This is a genomic window from Saccharothrix sabaoui (assembly GCF_051756985.1).
In the GTDB taxonomy this organism is placed as follows: Bacteria; Actinomycetota; Actinomycetes; order Mycobacteriales; family Pseudonocardiaceae; genus Actinosynnema.
The window spans coordinates 173,140-195,787 of sequence record NZ_JBPKJK010000002.1; the positions used below are offsets into that span (position 1 = coordinate 173,140).

Genomic DNA, 22,648 nt, shown 5'->3' on the forward strand with positions numbered 1-22,648 from the left:
ACCTCCACCCCGAGCGGCACGGACCCGCGCCCACCGGGCGACTAGGCTCGCGCGGGTGATGGATCGACTGGTGTGGATCGACTGCGAGATGACCGGCCTCGACCTCGGCAAGGACGCCCTGATCGAGATCGCGGCGCTGGTGACCGACGCCGAGCTGAACGTGCTCGGCGAGGGGGTCGACGTGGTGATCCACGCCGACGACACCGCGCTCGACTCGATGCCGGACGTCGTGGTGCAGATGCACGCCAAGTCGGGCCTGACCGAGGAGGTGCGGCGGTCGACCGTGTCGCTCGCCGAGGCCGAGGCCCTGGTGCTCGCCTACGTCAAGGAGTGGGTCCCCGACCCGCGCACCGCGCCGCTGGCGGGCAACTCGATCGCCACCGACCGCGGTTTCATCGCCCGCGACATGCCGGAGCTGGACGCCCACCTGCACTACCGGATGGTCGACGTGTCGTCGATCAAGGAGCTGTGCCGGCGCTGGTACCCGCGCATCTACTACGCGCAGCCGGGCAAGGGCCTCGCGCACCGGGCGCTCGCCGACGTCCGGGAGTCCATCCGGGAGCTGGCGTACTACCGGCGCACCGCGTTCGTGCCCCAGCCGGGCCCGACCTCGGAGCAGGCACAGGCCGTGGCCAGCGAACTCCTGGCCGCCGACGGTCTCGGGTAGGGCCGATTTCGAACTCGGTGGGAGGGCACTGTATGCTTCTCCCCGCCGGGTCGACCGGCCTTGGTGGGTGTAGCTCAGTCGGTAGAGCACTGGGTTGTGATCCCAGGTGTCGCGGGTTCAAGTCCCGTCACTCACCCCAAGCGGAACGCCCCCCGACGCCTCGTCGGGGGGCGTCTTCCTTGTGCAAGGAGTTGTCGTGAGCGCCACGCTCGTCGCGAAGGACCTGGCCGCCGGGCACGGCGACCGCGTGCTGTTCTCCGGTCTCGACCTCGTGGTCGCCCCTGGCGACGTGGTGGGTCTCGTCGGGGCGAACGGCGCGGGGAAGTCCACCCTCCTGCGCACCCTGGCCGGGCTGCTGCCCGCCGAGGAGGGCGTGGTCCGCCTCTCCCCCACCACGGCCACCGTCGGCCACCTGCCGCAGGAGCCCGAACGGCGTCCCGGCGAGACGGTCCGCGCGTTCCTGGCCCGCCGCACCGGCGTCGCCGACGCGCAGGTCGCCCTCGACCGGGCCACCGAGCTGCTCACCGCGGGCGAGGACCACGACGACACCTACTCGGCGGCGCTGGAGCGGTGGCTGGCCCTCGGCGGCGCGGACCTCGACGAGCGGGCCGAGGAGATCGCCGCGTCGCTCCGGCTCGGCGTGTCGCTCGACCAGCCGATGACGGCGCTCTCCGGCGGCCAGGCGGCCCGCGCCGGCATGGCGTCGTTGCTGCTCAGCCGGTACGACGTGTTCCTGCTCGACGAGCCGACGAACGACCTGGACCTCGACGGCCTGGCCCGGCTGGAGGCGTTCGTCACCGGGCTGCGGGCGGGTGCCGTGCTGGTGTCGCACGACCGCGAGTTCCTGGCGCGCACCGTCACCCGGGTCGTGGAGCTGGACCTGGCCCAGCAGCAGGTGCGCACCTACGGCGGCGGGTACGAGGCGTACCTGGAGGAGCGCGAGGTGGCCCGCCGGCACGCCCGCGAGGAGTACGAGGAGTACGCGAACACCCGCTCCGGGCTGGAGGACCGCGCCCGCACGCAGCGGTCCTGGATGGAGAAGGGCGTCAAGAACGCCCGCCGCAAGGCCCCCGACAACGACAAGATCGGCCGCAAGTTCCGCACCGAGGCCACCGAGAAGCAGGCCGCCAAGGCCCGGCAGACCGAGCGGCTCATCGAGCGGCTGGACGTCGTGGAGGAACCCCGCAAGGAGTGGGAGCTGCGGATGGAGATCGCCGCCGCGCCCCGCTCCGGCTCGGTGGTGGCGGTGCTGCGGTCGGCCGTGGTGACCCGGGGCGACTTCACCCTCGGCCCCGTCGACCTCCAGGTGGACTGGGCCGACCGGGTCGCCATCACCGGCGCGAACGGCGCGGGCAAGTCCACCCTGCTCGGTGCCCTGCTGGGGCGGGTGCCGGTGACGTCCGGGTCGGCGTCCCTGGGCTCCGGGGTGGTCGTGGGCGAGGTCGACCAGGCGCGCGGGCTGTTCCTGGGCCCCGAGGGGCTGCTGGACGCGTTCGGCGCGGCCGTGCCCGACCTCGTGCCCGCCGACGTGCGCACGCTGCTGGCGAAGTTCGGGCTGCGGGCGGCGCACGTGCTGCGGCCCGCCGCGTCCCTGTCGCCCGGTGAGCGCACCCGGGCCGCGCTGGCCCTGCTCCAGGCGCGCGGCGTGAACCTGCTCGTGCTGGACGAGCCGACGAACCACCTCGACCTGCCCGCGATCGAGCAGCTCGAAGCGGCCCTGGAGTCCTACACCGGCACGCTGCTGCTGGTCACCCACGACCGGCGGATGCTCACCGCGGTGCGCACGACCCGCCGCCTGGAAGTGGCGGCGGGCCGCGTGACCGACCTGGTGCTCTAGCGCTCCCCGCCGGGGGCTAGCGGTTGCCCTTGACCCACTGCTCCCACGGGATCTGCCAGTCGCCGAACCCGTCCCACGACTGCAGCGCCGGCCCGCCGCTGTTGGTCACCACGACGACGTCGCCCTGCTTGGAGTTCTCGAACACCCACCGGGCGTTCTCCAGCGACAGGTTCAGGCAGCCGTGGCTGACGTTGCGGTGCCCCTGGTCGCCGACGGACCACGGCGCGCCGTGGAAGAAGATGCCGCTGTTGGACATCCGGAACGCCCACTTCACCGGCGTCACGTACCCGCCCGCCTCCAGCGACAGGCCGTACGTGCGGGAGTCCATGGTCATGTCGGCGTGCTTCTCCATCAGCACGTACGTGCCGGTCGGCGTCGGGTTCTGCGCGTCGCCCATCGAGGTGGGCATGGTGCGCACGACCTGGCCGTTGACCTTGGTGACGACCTGGTGCGCGGCGCCGTCCGCCTCGTGGACCACCGCGTCGCCGATGGTCGCCGTGACGAGCCGGTCCTCCTCGCCGTACACGCCGTTGCCCACGTGCTTGCCGTAGACCTTCGCGTTGACGGTGATCTTGGTGCCGGGCGTCCAGTAGTCCCGCGGGCGCCAGTGGACGGTCTTCTCGTCGAACCAGTAGAAGGCGCCCTCGACCTTGGGCTCCGTGGTGATGGAGATCATCGCCTCGGCCGCCGCCTTGTCGGCGATCGGCTCGTCGAAGGAGAACGCCAGCGGCTGGCCGATGCCGACCACCGCGCCGTCGAGCGGCGTGACCGACAGGTAGGTCAGCGTGCGCGGCTTGACGGTGGTGAACGTCGAGTTCTTCGTGACCGGCGCGCCGTCCGAGCCCTGGCCCGTCACCGAGAGGGTGTAGGTCTTCTGGTAGCCCAGCGGTTCGGTGTTGGTCCACTGGAGACCGTCCGGGCTCACCTGCCCGGCGACCGCCTTGCCCTCCGGGTTGGTCAGCGTGACGGAGGTCAGCTTGCCGTCCGTCGCCGTGACGACGACCGGCTGCCCGGGCGGCACGTCGACCGCCGCGTCCGCGGGCCCGGTGCTCAGCGCCACGGGCTTGGGCGGCGGCGCGGACGAGGTCGACGCGGAGGTCGAGGTCCCGCCCCCGGCGCTCTCCGTGCTCGCCGACCCCGACGAGCAACTTGTGACCAACATCGCGACCAACCCCACCGCGACGATCCCCAGCGCTCCGCGCGCCCCCCGGCTACGAGCCATCACACGTCCTCCGCTCAAGTCCCCAGAACACCGGCACTGCCCGTAGGCGGGCACTTCGGTGTCCCCTGACAAGGTGACGCCCCGAGGGTTGACGGTGTTGCCCGTGATACTGGATCGTTACCAAGGCGAAGTTCCCCCTGGACGAAGGCGGGCACACCCGCTCTGACCAGGCGATTGGGAGCCGGGAGAGACGCTGTGCTAATGTTCTCCACGTCGGACGGAGCAACAAGGTCCGAGCGCCGCTAGCTCAACTGGCAGAGCAGCTGACTCTTAATCAGCGGGTTCGGGGTTCGAGTCCCTGGCGGCGCACAGCACAGCGAAGAGGGCCACCGTTCACCGGTGGTCCTCATTGCTTTGTCGGCATGTCGATCCGGTGAACCGCACTTCACCCCCAGGGGGCGAAGGCAATGCCTCCGCCCCTCCGGTCACGTCGGCGCCACAGGCGTTCCGACGCAGGTTCTTCGGGTCTTGCGTAAGTGGATGTCCACTGCTTCCCCTCTCAGAGGTTCCCGCGGTTTCAGCCGATGCGGCCGGGCCAGCACATCAAGACCGCCCCGGCCACCATGAGCACGTGGCGGTTCGTCAAGGCGCCGGCAATCAGAACACGAGCGTTCCGCATAAGGCGGCTGGTCATTTCGCGCACGGCGCATTCGATCACGGACCACTGGGGCGACCTCAAGCAGGGGTCCCCCATCAGAGGGACGGACCCCGTAGCCGCACTGCTCAACAACAAGTCGGCGTCAATTAATTATGCACTTTAGGGTTTGAAGTTCACTATTTAGTGTGAACTACACCCAGTCATGGCACGTGCCTTGTCACCTCCTGTGATGGGGATGCGGCCGGACGGGGGTCGGTCGAGCGCGGGAGCGGAATCGGCGCACGGGCACGGGCGCGCACTGCCAGGTGCTCGCCGACGCCGTGGGCACCGACACCGTGGGCACCGACGCTCCCGCTCTGGCGCAGGGCGTCGTCGGCCCGGCGCCACAGCTCCTCGACCTCGTCCTCGTCCCCGCCGAGGGCCGCCAGCGCGTCGCCCCACAGGTGGAGGGCGTGGCCGCGCCCCGCGTGCGCGCCGATGGCGTCGCAGACCGCGACCGCCTGCTCGGCGTGGGCCACGACCTCGTCCAGCCTGCCGAGGTTGTACTCCACCTCGGTGATCGCGACCAGCGCTTCCCCCGTCCGGATCCGATCGCCCCCGACGGGGTGCAGCGCCAGCGCCTCGCCCAGGCGGAGCAGGGCCAGGTCCAGTTCCCCGCGGCTGAGGTGCAGCGTCCCGAGGTTCGTGAGCGTGGTCGCGACGCCGCGCAGGTGCCTTATGGAACGCCTTATCTCCAGCGCCTCGTAGTAATGCCCCAACGCCAGGTCGTCCTGCTCCGCTTTGCGGTAGGCGTTCGCCAACTCGTTGAGCGCGTACGCCTCGCCGTCGCGGTACCCGGATTTCCGCACCGCTTCGAGGGTGCTCCGGTAGAGCGCGATGGCCGAGGCGATCTCGCCCAGCGCGAGGTGGATTCCCGCGAGGTTGTGGTTGCAGATGAGTTGTATTTCCTGGGCGCCGATCCGCTCCGCGATCTCCACACCCGCGTGGAAGTGGTCCCGCGCCTCGACGTACCTCTCCAGGCGGTACAGGACCATTCCGAGGTTGCTGTGGGTGCCGCTGATCGCTTCGAGGTCGCCCAGCGCGGTCGCGGCTTTCAACGCCACCCGGTGACTGATGAGGAAGTCCTCGTAGTAACCGGAGCGGTCGTACGCCTCGTGGAAGTTCGCGGAAATCCGCCAGGCGTGGTCGTGGAAGCCGTGCCGCACGGCGAGGGACACGGCCGCGACCAGGTTCGCCCGCTCGTCGCTCAACCACTTCAACGCCTCGGCCTGACCGTTCAGCGAGACCGCGGTGGCGGACATCCCGGCCAGTGGGGGCACCGGTGAGGTCTGCGGGTCGAGTTCGTGAGCCGCGACACCCGAGGACGCCAGGAACCAGTCCAGCATCCTCTTCAACGCGCTCGTGCGGACCTGCGTGGGTTCGTCCCTGCGCACCAGGAGCAGCGCGAAGCCGTGCAGGGTGTCGTGCAGCCGGAAGCGCCGCGGCGCGGTGCCGTGGTCGAGCAGGTTGTGCCGGACCAGCACGCCGAGGTGGGCGGCCACGACCTCCGCGGGCTCCCCGAGCAGCGCGCTCACCACGTCGACGCCGAACTCGGTCGTCGGGTTCAGCCCCAGGAGGCGGAAGACGTGCGCGGTGTCGGCGGGAAGGTAGCGGAAGGACCACGAGAACGCGACGGGCAGCGTGGCGCTCTCGTCGTCGCTGTCGTGCACGTCGCCCAGGACGCCCAGGCCGTCGTGGCCGCGGAACTCCTCGGCCAGGTCGGCGATCGACGTGCCGGGGCGGTGGACGACCTGCTGCGCGATGATCCGCAGTCCCAGGGGCAGGCCGCCGACGAGGCCCGCCAGGTCGCGCACCGCCGAGGGGTCCTCGTCGGCGCGGGTGCGGCCGATCTCCTTGCGCAGCAACGAGACCGACTCGGACGCGGACAGCGGCGGCACGGACTTCAGGTCGACGTGGTCGAGGACGCCCAGTCCGAACAGGCGCGTGCGGCTGGTGATGATCGTGACGCAGTTCGGTGTCGCGGCGAGCACCGGTCGCACCTGCGTGCTCTCGTGCGCGTCGTCGAGCAGGATCAGCAGCCGACGACCGCCGATGATCCGGCGCAGTTCGAGCCTGCGCTCGTCGCCGGTGGCCGGTATCCGCTCGGCGCCGAGCGAGCGGAGCAGGAAGGCGAGCACGTCGTCGGCCGCGACCGGCGTGCCGGCGCTGTACCCCCGCAGTTCGACGTACAGGTTGCCGTCCGGGAAGCTGCCGAGGCGGCGCGCCGCCCACTTGAGCGCCAGTTGGCTCTTGCCGACGCTCGGCATCCCGTGGAGGGCGACCACGCGGCCACCGCCGCCGTCACCGTCGAGCAGCGCGTCGAGTTCGGCCAGCAGGTCCTCGCGGCCGATGAAGTTGCGCGCGGGGGGCGGGATCTGGTGCGGCGGTGTGGCGCTCGCGGACGCCGTGCTCTCCTGCTTGCGCAGGATCGAGCGGTAGAGGTCGCGCAGTTGCGGGCCCGGTTCCGCACCGATGTGCTCGAAGAGCCTGCGGCAGAACGCGGCGTAGAAGTCGAGCGCCGCCGAGTAGCGGCCCAGCGCGTCCAGGGAACGCATGTACAACCCGGCGAACGCCTCGTCGGGCGCGAGCGTGGCGGTCAGCCTCCCGGCCTCCGCCATGACCTCCAGGTGCTCGCCCAACTGGTGCTGGCAGTCCAGCAGCGCGTAGAAGGCGGGCAATCGGTCGAACGTCTCCATCTGGTCACGGCAACGATCGGCCCAGGCGCCTTCCACTTCCTGCAGGGGGCGCCCGTCCCACAGCGCCAGCGCCTCGCGGAGCAACTCCTTCGCGGCGCGGTGGTCACCTGCCTGTGCGGCCATTCGCCCTCGGTCCGCCAATTTGCGGAAACGATAGTAGTCCACCGCCTCGGCCGGCTCGACGACAAGCCGGTACGCGTGCCCCTCCTTCAATATGGAAGCACCTGTCCCGGATTTGGCCAGAATTGCCCGCAGCTTGCTGATGATCGGCTGGAGACTGCTCCGCACCTGTTCAGGCGTGCTCCCCGGCCAGAAGACCTGCGCCATCCGGTCGATCTGCACGGACCGGGGGAAGTAGTAGAGCAGCATTGTGAGGATCCTGCGGTGCTTGGCGGGCCCCAAGTCGTGATCTTTCCCGCCGATGTGTAATCGCGTCTTGCCCATGATCTTGAGATCCACCAGCGCCACCTTTCGCTGGCCCGATGTTCCTGTGCCTCCAGTGTGCTTCACGGTTGAGATCTCCCGTAGGACTTCTACCATTATTCGTCCGAATCGGCGACACGGACCGGGGCGATCGGCGGGGTGCAAGCGAACTGCAAGTTCGCGGCAAAACCGGCTGTCAACCTCTCCCCCAGGGTTGCTACGCGAGGGGGAGCGCATGACAGGACAGGAGTGGCCGCGGGTGCCGATAGGGCTCGACGCGCCGCAGTGGGTGAGCCGCGCCGGCTGCTCGTCGGTGCTGGCGGTGGTGCACACGGTCACCAGCGGGCAGCGGCTGTTGGAGGCCGTGCAGTTGATCGAGAGCGACACGAGGGTGCAGGTGGTGTTCACGCAGGCGCCCGACGCGTTCGGCAACGGGGTCACCGACTTCCTGCACGCCGAGGGCGGGCTGGTGCTGCCGTGGGAGATGGCGGTCCGGGAGCGGTTCGACCTCGCCGTCGCGGCGGCCTACGGCGGGCTGCACGAGGTGCACGCGCCGTTGGTGGTGATGCCGCACGGCGCGGGCTACGGCAAGGCGTTCGCCACCGGCGAGGGGCAGGTCGTCTACGGCTTGGACGCGCAGCGCCTGGTGCACAACGGCCGCGTGCTGCCGAGCGCGGTGGTGCTCGCGCACGACGACGAGCGGGAGGTGCTGCGGCGGCAGTGCCCGCAGGCGGTCGACGTGGCGGTGGTGGCGGGGGACCCGTGCTACGACCGGCTGGTGGCGAGCCTGCCGCGCCGGGACGAGTACCGCGCCGCGCTGGGCGTGCGGCCCGGGGAGGAGGTCGTCGTGGTCAGTTCGACGTGGGGGCTGCACTCGCTGTTCGCGCGGTTCGAGGACCTGCTGCCCAGCCTGCTGGAGGAACTGACGCCGCGGGGGGTTCGGGTGATGGCGCTGGTGCACCCGGCCGCGTGGTTCGGCCACGGCAGGCGCCAGGTCGACGCGTGGCTCGCGGAGTGCCGGGAGGCGGGCCTGGTCGTGCTGGGGCCGGAGGTGGACTGGCGGGTCGCGCTCATCGCCTCGGACCAGGTCGTCGCGGACCACGGCTCGGTCGGCGTCTACGCGGCGGCCGTCGACCGGCCGGTGGTGCTGGTGGCCCCGCCGGTGCAGAGCGCGACCAGCGGCGGGTCGCCGCACGAGCTGCTGCGCCGGACCGCGCCGAGGTTCCGGCCCGGGGTCCCGGTGCGCGAGCAGTTCGAGGCGGCGGCACCGCGGGCCGCGGCCCTGGGCGAGGCGGTCCGCGAGCGGCTGACCTCGCAGCCCGGCCGGTCGTCGGCCGAGCTGCGCCGGGTCATGTACCGGCTGCTCGACATCCCCGAACCGGGTCGCCACCGCGCCGTGCCCCCGGTCCCGGCACCGCTGGGAGGGATGCGGTGAGCGACCCCGTCGTGCGCTGGTCGACCGGGTCGGACGGCCTGGCCGACGTCGTCCTGTGCGCGGCGACCGAGGTGGACGGGCGCGCGGTGACCGCGTCGCTCCGGGAGGCCAACCCGTTCGCCGCCCTGCTCGTCGCGGTGTCGCCCGCGCTGGTGGTCGTGCGCACCGAGTTCGACGACGTGGTCGGGTTGAGGCCGGTCGGGGTCGCGGCGCGCTGCCTCGACGCCGAGGCGGCCGTGCTCTCCGCCGCCCGGTCGCTCTACGCCTGGCACGTGTCGCGCCTGGACCTGCGCGCGCTGTCGCGGCGAGGGCTGCCCGTGTGGTGCGGTCGGCACCGCTCGGCGCGGTCAACCGTCGCGTGCGGGTGGCTCGGGGTCACCGTCGGGGCGGTCGAGCCGCTGGGCGATCTCGGCCGCCCGTGAGGAGCCGATGCCGCGGTAGAGCCGCAGAGCCCGTGCCCAGTGCTCTGCGGCCTCCTCGGGCCTCCCCGACCGCTCCAGCGCCTGCGCCGCCAACCGGTGCGCGTCGGCCGCCCCCCTCGGCGAGCCGAGGGCGTTCATCGCCTCCACGGCGTCGAGTGCCGCACGTTCGGCCTGCGCCGGCCGGTCCGCCCTCAGGTGCGCCTCGGCCCGGGCCACCACGACGCGCGCCGCGTTGTAGGGATCGGGCTCGGGCAGTCCGCCCAGCAGGACCTCGGCCTCGTCGAGCGCGGCCGTCGCCTCGTCGCTCCTGCCGAGCCGGGACAGCACCGCGCCGAGGTTGACCAGCGTGAGGCCGAGGGCCCGGTCGGCGGACAGCCCGCGGTAGTCCTCGGCCAGCCCGGCGAACAGCGCGGTCGCGTCGGCGAGGTTGCCGCGCTCGGTCTCGAGCAGGGCGGAGGCCTCCCGCACGGCGGCGGTGGCCCACGGGTCCGCCATCGACCGGGCGAGGTCGGCGGACGCCTCCAGGTGCGCCCGCGCCTCGTCGTAGCGGCCCAGCGTCGTGCACGCCATGCCGAGCCGTTTGAGCATCTCCCACTCCGCGAACGCGTTGCCCCAGCGCCGCCCGGCCTCGACGCCCCGTTCGTCGATCTCCAGCCGGTCCCGGTAGTGCTTCTTGTGCAGCAGCAGCGGCCACATGACGTCCGCGAGCTGCCACGAGAGTTCCCACCACCCCCTCTCCGAGGCGACGCGACCGCACTCGACCAGGTTCGGCCGTTCCTCCTCCAGCCAGGCCAGCGCGGACTCCCGGTCGGCGAACCCCGGCACGTCCTGCGGCTCGGTGGTGAACCCGTACTCCAGCCGCCTGCGGTGCGGGGTGACGACGCGGTCGGCCGCCATGGCGCCCACCAGGTACCACTCGACCACCCGCCGCACGACCCGCTCCAGCGCGGCGGCGCCGTCCTCGGCGTCGGCCGTGTTCCGGGCGTGCAGCCGCAGCAGGTCGTGGTACCGGTAGCGGCCCTCCCCCACCGGTTCCACGAGGTTGCCGTCCACCAGTTCCTCCAGGGAGGCCATCGGGTCGTCGTCGCCGTCCAGCACCGACGCGGCGACCGGGGCGCCGAACTCCCGACCGGGGTGCAGCGCGAGCCTGCGGTAGAGGGCCGCCGCGGACGACCGGAGCGCCCGGTAGGAGAGGTCGAACGTCGTCTGCACGGACAGCTCGGGCGCGGACAGCACCGACAGCCGGCGGCGCTCGTCGCCCAGTTCGGCGAGCACCTTCCGCACGGACCACTGCGGCCTGGTCGCGAGGCGCGCGGCGGCCACCCGCACCGCGATCGGCAGGCCGCCGCACATGTCCACCAGGGCCTCGGCCGGGTCGGGCTCGTCGACGACGCGCCTGCCCACGACCTCGGCGAGCAACCGCAGCGCCGACGCCGCGGCCAGCGGTCCGACGTCGAGCAGCCGCGCGCCCTCCGCGACCAGGCCCGTCAACCGGCTGCGGCTGGTCACCAGGACGGCGCTGGAGGGCGAGTTCGGCGCGAGCGGCCTGACCTGCGCCGCGGAGTAGGCGTTGTCGAGCAGCACGAGGAGCTTCTTGTCCGCGGTGAGCGAGCGGTACAGCGCGGCCTGTTCGGCGAGGTCCGCCGGCACCTCGCGGGACGACACGCCGAGACCGCGCAGGAACAGGCCCAGGGCCTCCTCCGGGAGGACCGGCCGCGCGCCGCTGAACCCGGCGAGGTCCACGTAGAGCTGGCCGTCGCCGAACAGGTCCCCCACCTCGTGCGCCCACTGGAGCGCGAGCGCCGTCTTGCCGATGCCACCGGGACCGCTGAGCACCGTGAGCATGCGCGTCCCGCGCTTCCTGCTCTCCCCCAGGAAGTCACCCAATCGAGTCAATTCGTCACGGCGATCGGTGAAATGCGCCGGAGCGGCCAGCAATTGGCGCGGCACCGGGACCGGAGTGGACGGTGCGGTGTGGAACACGATGTCGCCGTGCACCTCACCCGCTTGGACGACACCGCCGCGGACCTCGCCCGACAGCAGGTTGTAGGCACAGTCGCGACCGTCCCGCGCCTCACCCGATCGCGACATACGCACCCCCGTGGCGTGTCTTGCCGACCACCACGACCGTACGACGCGGGACACACCCCGATAAAGACCTGAACGAACGAACTCGACATTCAACCGGACCAGCGGGGCGATGAGAACCGTCACAATCCGCCGCATTCTCACCTGAAAGCGAGCGCTATTCGTCGGTCGACCAGCAGTCTGGTGCGTTGCACGTCGACGTCGACCGCCATCCGGGTGTCGCGGTCGAGGCGGTGGTAGGACCTGGCCAGGAGCCAGTGCGCGGCCTCCGTCCCGATCGCCGTCAGCTCGCCCCTCGAGGCCAGGTCGGTCCGGGCGGCCAGGTGGTTCCGCGTCACGAACGCCTTGCGCACGACACCGCCCGACAGCTCGTCGATCAGGAACACCATCGCGTGCTCGTCCCCTGCGAACGCGTAGTCGCACACCAGCGCCAGGTAGCCCGCATCCAGCGACCGGTCGCAGATCCAGGCGCCCCCGGCGGTCAGGGGCGGGGTGGCCGGGAGGACCGCGCCGGCGGCCCAGTCGCGCGGGCGGCCGGTGAGGGTGGCGGCCAGGACGCGCAGCAGGGCGTGGTTGCGGAGGCTCGGGTAGGACACGGCGTGCTCGATGAGGCCCGCCCAGAACTCCTCGTCCGGGCGGGCGTCCGCCACGGCGGTGCTGACGGTCAGCTCGGCCTCGAGGGGGTCGGTCAGCTGCGGCAGGGTGCGGCAGCGGAGGACGACTCGGTGCTGGGCCGGGGTCAGCGGCGTCCCCAGTGGACGGTTCACCACCACGATCGATCGGCGCTTCGGGCGCTGCGTGTTCCGGCTCACGGCGCGAGGCTGGCACGTGGGACCGGGTGTGGGGAGCGGCACGCAGCAGGTTCGTCGACAGCGCACCCGAAAGAGGACAATCGGCGGTCGTGGACTCCCTGCACGAGGCGTTGTGGCGGGCCGCGGCGAACCGCCGGGCCAGGCTGCCGCGCACCTCCGGACTGCCGGCCGCCGACGTGGACGCCGCGGTGGGCGGTGTGCTGCGCCGCGCCCTCGACCACCTGTGGGAGCACGGGTGGCTGCCCGGCGACGTGTACGAGGCGGTGCGGCGCGACGCGGACGAGCGCGCGCTGTCGTTCCTCGTGGACGCCATCGCGGCGGACACCGCGCGGCACACCGCCGTGCACCCGCGCTGGCGGGCGCAGGTGGAGGGCATCGGCGCCGAGGTCTGGTGGGACACCGGCGAACCGCACCTGGAGCAGTGGGCGCGGCGGCACATCGAGCTGCGCGACGACGCGGTGGCCGCGGCGGTGGACGCGCTCGGCGTGCTGCTCGCGCTGCCCGCCCTGCCGGTGATCGTGCCGCGGCCGGGCACGCCGATGGCGGCGTTCGACCACCACGGCGTGGACCCGAAGGTGCTCAACCGGGTGCGCGGGCTGCTGGCGAAGGCGGAGTCGACGGCGTTCCCCGAGGAGGCGGAGGCGCTGTCGGCCAAGGCGCAGGAGCTGGTGACGCGGCACGCCCTGGAGCGGATGCCGGTGGAGGCGGGGACCACGACGTCGCGGCGGCTGTGGCTCGACCGCAAGTACTTCGACGGCAAGGCGCAGGTCGTGCACGTCGTCGCGGAGGCCAACCGGTGCCGTGCCGTGGTGTACGACCTGGGGTTCGTCGCGCTGGTCGGCGAGGAGATGGACCTGGAGATCGTGGAGCTGCTGTCGGCGTCGCTGCTGGTGCAGGCGACGCGCGCGATGGTCGCGGCGGGCGACCGGGCGCGCAAGGGCGACGAGTCGCGGTCCTCGGCCTACCGCAAGTCGTTCCTGCTGTCCTACGCGCACCGGGTGGGCGAGCGGCTGAAGGCGGCCAACGCGGTGCCCGAGGACGACCGGCTGCTGCCCGTGCTGGCCGCGCGGCGCAGGGAGGTGGACGAGTACTTCGGGGCGATGTTCACGCGCACGGTGGCGAAGACGACCCCCGTGCGCAGCGCCGCCGGGTGGGACGCGGGCCGCTCGGCCGCCGACCGCGCGACCCTGTCGCTCGACTGACCCGCGCCTGCGCTTCCACGGCTGGTTCCGCGCGCGGACCGGCGTCGTGGAGCGCGTGGTGGCGCACGAGTGCGCGGCCGTCGAGCGGGTGACCGAGGTCGAGGCCGCGTGCCGCAGCGCGCGGTGCTGCGCGGGCACGGGGTGTGAGGTGCGCGCGCACCCGTTGGCGGAGTTGGTGTTCGGGGTGGACGCGTGGGTGGACCGGCTGCCGCTCACCCCGCGCGGCGGGCCGCGCGGCGCGGAGGCTGCGGGAGGTGCCGCACCCCGGGTGAGCCATCATGGCCCGGTGCCGAACCTGGAGACGACGGACGACGTCCGCGCCCGGATGAGCAAGCAGCGCTCGCGCGACACGGGGATCGAGGTGGCGCTGCGGCGCGAGCTGCACCGCCTCGGCCTGCGCTACCGGGTGCACCGGCGGCCGGTGCGCGCCGTGCGGCGGGAGGCGGACGTGGTGTTCGGGCCCGCCCGCGTGGCCGTGTTCGTCGACGGCTGCTTCTGGCACGGCTGCCCGGAGCACGGCACGTGGCCCAAGCGCAACGGCGAGTTCTGGCGCGCCAAGATCGAGGCGAACCGGGCGCGCGACGCGAACACCGACCGGCGGCTGGCCGAGGAGGGCTGGCTGTCGGTGCGGGTGTGGGAGCACGAGGACCCGGTGGGTGCGGCGGACCGGGTGCGGGCGGCGGTTCTGGAGCGGCGGCGCGGTCGGCTACCGTGAGGTCCGTGCTGTCCATGATCGACCTGTTCGCCGGCTGTGGCGGCATGACCTCCGGGTTCGCCGCGGCCGGTGGTTACGCGCCGGTCATGGCGGTGGAGTGGGACCTGCACGCGGCGGCGACGTACGCGGCGAACTTCGGCGAGGACCACATGCGGTGGTCCGACATCGCGTCCATCCCCGACGACGCGGTCCCCGAGGTGGACGTGGTCGTCGGCGGGCCGCCGTGCCAGGGCTTCTCGAACCTCGGGTCGCGCGACGTGAACGACCCGCGCAACTCGCTGTGGCGCGAGTACCTGCGGTTCGTGCGGCGGGCCGAGCCCGCGGTGTTCGTGATCGAGAACGTGGACCGGTTCCTCACCTCGACCGAGTTCGCGCTGCTCCAGGCCGAGACCGAGGACTACGAGCTGTCCGCGGGCGTGCTGCTGGCGGCGGACTTCGGCGTGCCCCAGCGGCGGCGGCGGGCCATCGTGATCGGGTCGCGGGTCGGCCGCATCCCGCTGCCCGCGCCGACCCACCCGCGCGGGCGCTGGCACACCGTGGGCGACGTGCTGCGCGGCCTGCCGGAGAGGCCCGTGACGACGTCGCTGCCGACGTCGCAGGTGGAGTTCTTCGGCCGCCGGCTGCCCGGGTCGTTCAAGAGCGCCGAGCTGCACATCGGGCGCAACCCCACGCCGCTGTCGCGCGAGCGCTACCGGCACGTCCCGCCCGGCGGCGGCCGGTTCGACCTGCCGGACGAGCTGCTGCCCCGGTGCTGGCGGGAGAAGAAGACCGGCACGACGGACGTGATGGGCCGGATGCGGTGGGACGAGCCGTCGCTGACCATCCGCACCGAGTTCTACAAGCCGGAGAAGGGCCGCTACCTGCACCCGCAGTGGGAGCCGGGGCCGGCCGGGCACCGCGTGGACCGGCCGATCACGCACCTGGAGGCGGCGCGGCTCCAGTCGTTCCCGGACTCCTTCGAGTGGTGCGGGTCGAAGATCGAGGTGGCCCGCCAGATCGGCAACGCCGTGCCGCCGATGCTGGCGAAGGCCATCGCCGAGCACCTCAGGCCGTACCTAACGGGTGAATCCTCCCCCGATCCGTCCTGCGTCCTCTGCGACCGCACCGGAATTGTCGGACCCCGTCCGTAACGTCGTCGGCATGACGACAACCACGTACGAGAACTCGGTCCGCATCGGCTCCACCACCTACCGCCTGGTGGCGAGCGCGGACCCGGAGCTGTCCCTGGAACTGGCCGGCACCGACACGGCGGGCGCGCTGGTGGCCGAGGGCGTCCTGCGCCTGCCCGCGGACGCCGGGGCGAGGATCGGCAGGCTGCTGGGCCAGGTCCTCGACGCCCTGGGCACGCTGGGCGCCCCGCCGCCGGTGTCGGCGCGCGGGAGGCCGGCCAACGCCAACCAGCCGTGGACGGAGGAGCTGGAGGAGGCGCTGCGCACGTCGTGGCTGGGCGCGGAGCCCGGCACCGGTGCCGCGGAGCTGATCCGCGCCCTGGCCAGGCGGCTGGAACGCACGCCCACGTCGATCAGGTCGCGGCTGGCGAAGGCCGGGTGCGACCCGGACGTCCCGGGGCGGGCGCTGTCGGGACCGGCCGCCGAGGTGTTCGGCGTTCAGGGTCGGGATCAGGGGCGGGTCAGGGGCACGCCCGATCCGCGCGGGGCGGGGGCGGGGTGATGCTCGGGGTGGACTTCGAGTATCGGGGAAAGGACGTCCCATGGAGATCACCGGGCTCATCTCGGCGCTCGTCTTCGGCGTGCTCATCGGCGGTGCGGGGCGACTGGTCGTGCCGGGCAGGCAGAGGGTCTCGCTGTTGATGACGCTGCTCGTGGGCATAGCGGCAGCCCTGCTGGGCACGTTCGCGGCGTCGGTGCTGGGCGTGTCCGAGACGGACGGCGTCGACTGGATCGAGCTGGCCCTCCAGGTCGGCCTGGCCGGGGTGGGCGTCACCACCCTGGCGCGCACGAGGACCCCGCAACACCGGTAACGACATCGCGGCGCCCGTGTCGCCCGCCCGGCCCTGCCCGGGTGGTCGGCGCGACGCCGGAACACGGGAAGGAGACCGACGACGATCACCGCCGATCCACGGCACCCCGGGGCCCGGGGTGCGGTGGGCCGGACCGGCTGTCGGACGTGGTGCCTAGAGTGGCGCCGTGTTCGTGCTGCACGCCTTGGGCGTGGGTGGTGGGCGAGTGGTCCTGTGGGCGGAGGGGTCGCTGTTGCCCGTCCGGGTCGACGGGCGGTTGGGGCGGCGGGTGGTCGCCCACCCCTTCGCGGTCGGCGCGGAGGAGCTGCGGTCGCTGGTCGGCCACGGCCCCGGGCCCGGCGCGGGCGAGGTGGTGGCGGTTCGGCTGCCGTCCTTCGCGTCCGGACCGGTGCCCTCGCCCGAGCTGGTGCGCGAGGGCGTCGGGCGGGGCGCGGTGCGGTGGCGGGAGTGGGAGGTCGCCGTCGTCCGGTGGGAGGACGAGGTCGCCGACGACCTCGCCGACTGCCGCCTGGGCGCGTCCGCGCGCTTCCTGAACGACGTGGTGCGGTTCGGGCGCGACCTCGTCCGGCGGGGTCGGGTGCTGCCCGCGATCGACGACAAGGGATCGGCCCGGTGGCGTGCCGCGCTGTCCGGCGCGGACTCGGCCCGGTGCTCGGCGCTGGTGGCGGAGGCGCCGCCGGCGTTCCTGGCCGCGGGCGGCGGGGACGAGGTCGTCCTCGCGGTGCTCGACTCGGTCGTCGACCGGGAGGTGCGCGCCTCCCTGCCCGAGGGCGGGGCCGGGCGGGACGGTGTGGCCGGGCAGAGCGGCGCGGCCGGGCGGGACGGCGCGATCGGGGCGTTCGTGCGCGCGTTGACCGGTCCGCCCCGGGTCGAGGGCTCGGACGCGGAGGTCGGCCGGCTGCGCGAGGTGCTCGACCGGTGGCGCTCACGCGGGCTGCGGGAGAGTCCTGTCCGGACGTGCTTCCGGCTCAGCTCGCCCGACCACGGCGGTCACCTGGAGGACGGGTGGCGGCTGGAGTTCCTGCTCCAGGCCGTGGACGAACCGAGCGTGCTGGTGCACGCCGAACAGGTGTGGCGGGGCAAGGCGGCCGTGCTGCGTCGGTGGGTGGACCGCGCCGAGGACGTGCTGCTCGGCGACCTGGGCCGGGCGAGCCGGTTGTACCCGGCGCTCGACCGCGCCCTGCGCGCCAAGCGGCCGGCCGTGGTGGAGCTGGACGTCGAGGGCGCCCACGAGTTCCTCGACCACGCCGCGCTGCTGGCGCAGGCCGGGTTCGGGGTGCTGCTGCCCTCGTGGTGGCGGCAGCCCCGCCGGCTCGGGCTGCGGTTGGAGGCCGAGAGCCGCGGCACGGCCGGTGTGGTCGCCAAGGAGAGCGAGCTGGGGCTCAAGGTCCTCGTCGACTACCGCTGGGAGCTGGCGCTCGGGGACGAGGTGCTGAGCGAGTCCGAGCTGACCGCACTGGCCGCCGCCAAGGTGCCGCTGGTGCGGGTGCGCGGGCAGTGGGTGCACGTCGACCGGGAGCGGTTGGCCGCCGGGCTCGCGTTCCTCGGGCGGGGCGGCGGGCGGATGACGGCCGCGCAGGTGCTGCTGATGAACGCCGACGACGCCGAGCTGCCGTTGCCGCTCAACGGCGTCGGCGCCACGGGCTGGCTGGGCGACCTGCTGTCGGGCCGGGTCGAGCACCGGCTGGAGCCGGTGGAGCAGCCGCGCGGGCTGGTCGCCGACCTGCGCCCCTACCAGCGGCGCGGGCTGGCGTGGCTCGCGTTCCTCGACCGGCTGGGGCTGGGCGCGTGCCTGGCCGACGACATGGGTCTCGGCAAGACGGTGCAGCTGCTGGCCCTGGAGGCGCACAACCGGCAGCACGGCACGCGGGCGCCGACGCTGCTGGTGTGCCCGATGTCGGTGGTCGGGAACTGGCAGCGCGAGGCCGCGCGGTTCACGCCCGGCCTGGAGGTCCGGGTCTACCACGGCGCGGACCGGATGCTCGACGTCGACTGCGACCTGGTGATCACGACGTACGCGGTGGTGTCGCGCGACGCCGGCCGGCTCGCCGGGGTCCAGTGGGACCGGGTCGTGCTCGACGAGGCGCAGAACGTCAAGAACAGCTCGACGCGGCAGTCGCGGGTGGTGCGGTCGCTGCCCGCGCGGCACCGGGTGGCGCTGACGGGCACGCCGGTGGAGAACCGGCTGGCCGAGCTGTGGTCGATCATGGACTTCGTCAACCCCGGCGTGCTGGGCACGGTCAGCACCTTCCGCGCCCGCTTCGCGGTGCCGATCGAACGCCACCACGACGAGGAGGCGGCGGTGCGGCTGCGGCGCGTCACCGGGCCGTTCGTGCTGCGCCGCCTCAAGACCGACCCGCGGGTGATCACCGACCTGCCGGACAAGATCGAGGTCAAGCAGCTGTGCACGTTGACGGCCGAGCAGGCGTCGCTGTACCGGGCCGTGGTGGACGACATGCTCGGCCGGATCGCGGAGGCGGAGGGCGTCAAGCGCAAGGGCCTGGTGCTGGCCACGATGTCGCGGCTCAAGCAGGTGTGCAACCACCCGGCGCAGCTGCTCGGCGACGGGTCGCGCGTCGCCGGGCGCTCGGGCAAGGTGGCGCGGCTGGAGGAGATCCTGGAGGAGGCGCTGGCCGACGGCGACAAGGCGCTGTGCTTCACCCAGTTCACCGGGTTCGGCGCGCTGGTCGTGCCGCACCTGGCCGCGCGGTTCGACACCGAGGTGCTGTTCCTGCACGGCGGCACGCCGAAGGGCAGGCGGGACGCGATGGTGCGGCGGTTCCAGGAGCGGGACGGGCCGTCGATCTTCGTGCTGTCGCTCAAGGCGGGCGGCATCGGCCTGAACCTGACGGCGGCCAACCACGTCGTGCACCTCGACCGGTGGTGGAACCCGGCGGTGGAGGACCAGGCGACCGACCGGGCGTTCCGGATCGGGCAGCGCAACCACGTGCAGGTGCGCAAGTTCGTCACCGTAGGGACGTTGGAGGAGCGCATCGACCGGATGATCGAGGAGAAGCGGGGGCTGTCGCAGCTCGTGGTCGGCGCGGGCGAGGACTGGTTGACCGAGTTGTCCACGAACGAGCTGCGCGAGCTGTTCGCGCTGTCCGGGGAGGCCGTCAGTGGGTGACCGGACCGACCGGGACGACTGGGCCGACCGGGACGACTGGCACGGCGAACGGCCGGGCGCGCGCCGGGCGGTGCGCGTCGAGGGCGGGCTGACGCTGCGCAGCAGGCGCGGTGACGTGGCGCGGACGTGGTGGTCGCGGCGGTTCGTGGAGGTGCTGGAGTCGTTCGGCATGGGCGGGCGGCTGGCGCGCGGGCGCGGGTACGCGCGGACCGGGCAGGTGATGAGCCTGTCGCTGTCGACGAGCCTGGTCGTGGCGCTGGTCACGGGGACGCGGCGCGAGCCGTACCGGGCGCGGGTCGGGGTGCGGAAGTTCAGCGACGAGGAGTGGTCGCGCATCGAGCACGCGCTGGCCGACCGGGCGATCTTCGCGGCGAAGCTGCTGGCGGGCGAGATGCCGCCGGAGATCGAGGAGGTGTTCGCCGACCTGGGGCTCACGCTGTTCCCGGGCACGCTGCGCGAGATGTCGATGGACTGCACGTGCCCGGACTGGGAGGTGCCGTGCAAGCACCTCGCCGCGACCTGCTACCTGCTCGCCGAGTCGTTCGACACCGACCCGTTCGAGATCCTCGCCTGGCGCGGCCGGTCGCGGGAGGACCTGCTGGACCGGCTGCGGGAGCTGCGCGCGCCCCTGCCGCACGAGGAGCCGCCGCCTCCCGCCGCACCCGCGCCGGAGGTGGAGGTCGAGCCGGAGGCCGACGCGTTCGCCGGGTTCTGGGTGCGCCGGAAGGCGGCGGAGGCGGTGCCCGAGGCCGCCGAACCGGGGACCGCGCGGCCGGACGCCCTGCTCGACCAGCTCGACCCGCTCGTGGTGGACGGCAGATCGCTCACCGACGACCTCCGCCCCCTCTACCGGCGGATCGCGAGGTCCCCGCGCCGGGCCGAGCCGTAGCGCGGGCGACACCCCTTCCGGCGTGACGGTCGACACACCGCACGCGGAGTCCGGCGACCCCGGCCCCCGACGCGACGGCCGGTCAAGTTACCCACTGGTAACGTGCGGCGACGACGAAGGGAGAACCCCCGGTGCTGTTCAACCCCGACACCTACGACGCCGGCCACCTGGACCCCGAGAGCCGCCGCCTGCTGCGCGCGGTCATCGACTGGTTCGAGGAGCGCGGCAAGCGCCGGCTGATCGCCGACGACCAGGCCAAGGTCTGGTACTCCGAGTTCCTCGACTTCGTCGCGCGCGAGAAGCTGTTCGCGACCTTCTGCACGCCGGCCGCCGAGGCGGGCGGGCACCCCGACAAGCGCTGGGACGCCGCCCGCAACGCCGCCCTGAGCGAGGTGCTCGGCTTCTACGGCCTCCAGTACTGGTACGCCTGGCAGGTCACCGTCCTCGGCCTCGGCCCGATCTGGATGAGCGACAACGCCGCCGCCCGCGCGAAGGCCGCCGAGCTGCTGGACGACGGCGCGGTGTTCGCGTTCGGCCTGTCCGAGAAGGAGCACGGCGCGGACGTCTACTCCACCGACATGGTGCTCACCCCGACCGGCGACGGCTTCGTCGCCAACGGCGGCAAGTACTACATCGGCAACGGCAACGTCGCGGGCATGGTCTCGGTCTTCGGCCGCCGCGCCGACGTCGAGGGCCCCGACGGGTACGTGTTCTTCGCCGTCGACTCGCAGCACGAGGCGTTCCACCTGGTCAAGAACGTCGTCGACTCGCAGATGTTCGTCAGCGAGTTCCGGCTGGAGGACTACCCGGTGGGCGCGGACGACGTGCTGCACACCGGCGCGGACGCGTTCAGCGCCGCCCTGAACACGGTGAACGTCGGCAAGTTCAACCTGTGCACGGCGTCCATCGGCATCGACGAGCACGCGTTCCACGAGGCGATCACCCACGCCCACAACCGGGTGCTCTACGGCAAGCGCGTCACCGACTTCCCGCACGTGCGGCAGAACTTCGTCGACGCCTACGCCCGCCTGGCCGCGATGAAGCTGTTCTCCGACCGCGCGGTCGACTACTTCCGCGGTGCCTCCCCCGAGGACCGCCGCTACCTGCTGTTCAACCCCATCACCAAGATGAAGGTCACCAGCGAGGGCGAACGCGTCATCGACCTGCTGTGGGACGTGATCGCGGCCAAGGGCTTCGAGAAGGACACCTACTTCGCGATGGCGGCCCGCGACATCCGCGCGCTGCCGAAGCTGGAGGGCACGGTCCACGTCAACCTCGCCCTGGTGCTGAAGTTCATGCCCAACTACCTGTTCAACCCGGTCGAGCACGACGCGGTGCCGACCCGGCACGACCCGGCCGACGACGCGTTCTTCTGGCGCCAGGGCCCGGCCCGCGGCCTCGGGCAGGTCCGGTTCCAGGACTGGGAGGCCCCCTACCGCGAGCACGCGCGGGTGCCGAACGCGGCGCTGTTCCACGAGCAGGCGCGGGCCCTGCGGGACCTGCTCACCGACGCCGCGCCGGACGAGGCCCAGCAGCGGGACCTGGACTTCCTGCTCAACCTCGGCCACCTGTTCACGCTCGTCGTGTACGGGCAGCTGGTGCTGGAGCGGGCGGCGACCGCGGGCGTGGACGACGACCTGCTGGACCAGGTGTTCGACGTGCTGGTGCGCGACTTCTCCGCCTACGCCGTCGCCCTGCACGGCAAGGCGTCGTCCACCCCGGCCCAGCAGGAGTGGGCGCTGGGCGTGGTGCGCAAGCCGGTCGCGGACGGCGGGCGGTTCGACCGGGTGTGGCAGGCGGTGGCCGCGTTGTCCGGGGCGTACGAGATGCGTCCGTGAACACCGGGCCGGTCGGGCGACGCGTGCGTCCGATCGGCCGCCGGGCGTGCCGACGTGTGCCGCAGCGACGGCCGGTCCGACCGGACGAGGCGGGCCCGCGCCGCGGTCGGGCGGCGCCCCTGCGTCTTGACTGGTCGGGCGAAAGCGGTGTTTGGTCGCTTCCTACCGGTTCGAGAGGGGGTCACGGGGCCGTGACCGCGTCCAAGGCACTGCGCGCGCTGCGCGAGGCGATCGTGCTCGAACTGCTCGAATGCGAGAACGAACACGAGTTCGACGCCGCCGTGGGCGCCTTCGACCACCCGCGGTGCGAGGTCGTCGCGACCGGCCAGGTGTTCGAGGGGCGCGACGAGCTGGCCGGGTACTACGCGCGGGTCCGGCGGGCGTGCCCCGACCGGCGCAGCACGCTCGTGGAGCTGCACCACGCGGACGACGCGGTCATCGCGGAGCTGGAGCTGGCGGGCACCCGACCGGGCGACCCGTGCGACTCGTGCGACGAGGGGCCCACCGGGCGGCCGTTCCGGGTGCGCACCACCGCGTTCTTCCTGTTCGACGGTGCACGCCTGGTCGGCCAGCGGCTGTACGGCGAGCACGTCGGGACGCCCGGCAGCGCCGCCGGTACGACCGCCGAACCGGCTCTGACGAGCTGAGGCACGGGTT

The 22,648-nt window shown here is 72.9% G+C and carries 17 protein-coding genes and 2 tRNA genes; 15 read left to right on the top strand and 4 right to left on the bottom strand.

Annotated elements, in window-relative coordinates:
* Window positions 1-55: 55 nt before the first annotated feature.
* From orn to ACR807_RS01580, 3 genes are all read left to right on the top strand, one after another.
* The gene (orn, locus tag ACR807_RS01570) at window positions 56-667 is read left to right on the top strand and encodes an oligoribonuclease (protein ID WP_438919338.1); all 612 of its coding nucleotides are present in this window, start codon (window positions 56-58) and stop codon (window positions 665-667) included.
* 63 nt (window positions 668-730) lie between these two features.
* Window positions 731-806: transfer RNA gene (locus ACR807_RS01575), tRNA-His, on the top strand.
* 57 nt (window positions 807-863) lie between these two features.
* Window positions 864-2,504, top strand: coding sequence for an ABC-F family ATP-binding cassette domain-containing protein (locus tag ACR807_RS01580; protein WP_438919339.1), 1,641 nt, complete (start codon window positions 864-866; stop codon window positions 2,502-2,504).
* Window positions 2,505-2,520: 16 nt separating this feature from the next.
* Here the strand turns inward: ACR807_RS01580 and ACR807_RS01585 are convergent, their stop codons facing one another.
* Complete coding sequence (locus tag ACR807_RS01585; protein ID WP_438919340.1) at window positions 2,521-3,666, bottom strand: L,D-transpeptidase; 1,146 nt, start codon at window positions 3,664-3,666, stop codon at window positions 2,521-2,523.
* Between the two features lie 296 nt (window positions 3,667-3,962).
* Here ACR807_RS01585 and ACR807_RS01590 point away from each other — a divergent pair.
* Window positions 3,963-4,035: transfer RNA gene (locus ACR807_RS01590), tRNA-Lys, on the top strand.
* A gap of 489 nt (window positions 4,036-4,524) precedes the next feature.
* On the opposite strand, the gene ACR807_RS01595 is transcribed toward ACR807_RS01590, so the two are convergent.
* Complete coding sequence (locus ACR807_RS01595) at window positions 4,525-7,518, bottom strand: AfsR/SARP family transcriptional regulator (protein ID WP_438919341.1); 2,994 nt, start codon at window positions 7,516-7,518, stop codon at window positions 4,525-4,527.
* Window positions 7,519-7,717: 199 nt separating this feature from the next.
* On the opposite strand from ACR807_RS01595, the gene ACR807_RS01600 reads away from it, so the two are divergent.
* Window positions 7,718-8,917, top strand: coding sequence for a CDP-glycerol glycerophosphotransferase family protein (locus ACR807_RS01600; RefSeq protein ID WP_438919342.1), 1,200 nt, complete (start codon window positions 7,718-7,720; stop codon window positions 8,915-8,917).
* Window positions 8,914-9,339, top strand: a complete 426-nt coding sequence (locus ACR807_RS01605) for a hypothetical protein (protein WP_438919343.1) — start codon at window positions 8,914-8,916, stop codon at window positions 9,337-9,339. The genes ACR807_RS01600 and ACR807_RS01605 overlap by 4 nt, the downstream gene beginning before the upstream one ends.
* Here the strand turns inward: ACR807_RS01605 and ACR807_RS01610 are convergent.
* Both ACR807_RS01610 and ACR807_RS01615 read right to left on the bottom strand, forming a co-directional pair.
* On the bottom strand, window positions 9,265-11,184 hold the full coding sequence (locus tag ACR807_RS01610; RefSeq protein ID WP_498371965.1) for a regulator protein: 1,920 nt from the start codon (window positions 11,182-11,184) through the stop codon (window positions 9,265-9,267). The genes ACR807_RS01605 and ACR807_RS01610 overlap by 75 nt on opposite strands.
* Before the next feature lie 383 nt (window positions 11,185-11,567).
* On the bottom strand, window positions 11,568-12,239 hold the full coding sequence (locus ACR807_RS01615) for a hypothetical protein (protein WP_438919345.1): 672 nt from the start codon (window positions 12,237-12,239) through the stop codon (window positions 11,568-11,570).
* A gap of 89 nt (window positions 12,240-12,328) precedes the next feature.
* Here ACR807_RS01615 and ACR807_RS01620 point away from each other — a divergent pair, with 89 nt between their 5' ends.
* The 9 genes from ACR807_RS01620 (at window position 12,329) to ACR807_RS01660 (ending at window position 22,638) form a co-directional block, all read left to right on the top strand.
* Window positions 12,329-13,441: a DUF2786 domain-containing protein gene (locus tag ACR807_RS01620; protein WP_438919346.1), complete on the top strand. Its 1,113-nt coding sequence runs from the start codon at window positions 12,329-12,331 to the stop codon at window positions 13,439-13,441.
* 46 nt (window positions 13,442-13,487) lie between these two features.
* Window positions 13,488-14,156, top strand: a complete 669-nt coding sequence (locus ACR807_RS01625; RefSeq protein ID WP_438919347.1) for a very short patch repair endonuclease — start codon at window positions 13,488-13,490, stop codon at window positions 14,154-14,156.
* A gap of 14 nt (window positions 14,157-14,170) precedes the next feature.
* Window positions 14,171-15,286, top strand: coding sequence for a DNA cytosine methyltransferase (locus ACR807_RS01630; RefSeq protein ID WP_438919359.1), 1,116 nt, complete (start codon window positions 14,171-14,173; stop codon window positions 15,284-15,286).
* A gap of 10 nt (window positions 15,287-15,296) precedes the next feature.
* The gene (locus ACR807_RS01635; protein ID WP_438919348.1) at window positions 15,297-15,827 is read left to right on the top strand and encodes a hypothetical protein; all 531 of its coding nucleotides are present in this window, start codon (window positions 15,297-15,299) and stop codon (window positions 15,825-15,827) included.
* Between the two features lie 40 nt (window positions 15,828-15,867).
* Window positions 15,868-16,137: a GlsB/YeaQ/YmgE family stress response membrane protein gene (locus tag ACR807_RS01640; protein ID WP_438919349.1), complete on the top strand. Its 270-nt coding sequence runs from the start codon at window positions 15,868-15,870 to the stop codon at window positions 16,135-16,137.
* 166 nt (window positions 16,138-16,303) lie between these two features.
* Window positions 16,304-19,264: a DEAD/DEAH box helicase gene (locus tag ACR807_RS01645; RefSeq protein ID WP_438919350.1), complete on the top strand. Its 2,961-nt coding sequence runs from the start codon at window positions 16,304-16,306 to the stop codon at window positions 19,262-19,264.
* Window positions 19,257-20,153 (top strand): SWIM zinc finger family protein, encoded by an 897-nt coding sequence (locus ACR807_RS01650; RefSeq protein WP_438919351.1) that lies wholly within the window; start codon window positions 19,257-19,259, stop codon window positions 20,151-20,153. Before ACR807_RS01645 ends, ACR807_RS01650 begins: the two co-directional genes overlap by 8 nt.
* A 131-nt stretch (window positions 20,154-20,284) precedes the next feature.
* On the top strand, window positions 20,285-21,991 hold the full coding sequence (locus ACR807_RS01655; protein WP_438919352.1) for an acyl-CoA dehydrogenase family protein: 1,707 nt from the start codon (window positions 20,285-20,287) through the stop codon (window positions 21,989-21,991).
* Window positions 21,992-22,182: 191 nt separating this feature from the next.
* Window positions 22,183-22,638, top strand: a complete 456-nt coding sequence (locus tag ACR807_RS01660) for a nuclear transport factor 2 family protein (protein WP_438919353.1) — start codon at window positions 22,183-22,185, stop codon at window positions 22,636-22,638.
* The last annotated feature ends 10 nt before the right edge of the window (window positions 22,639-22,648 follow it).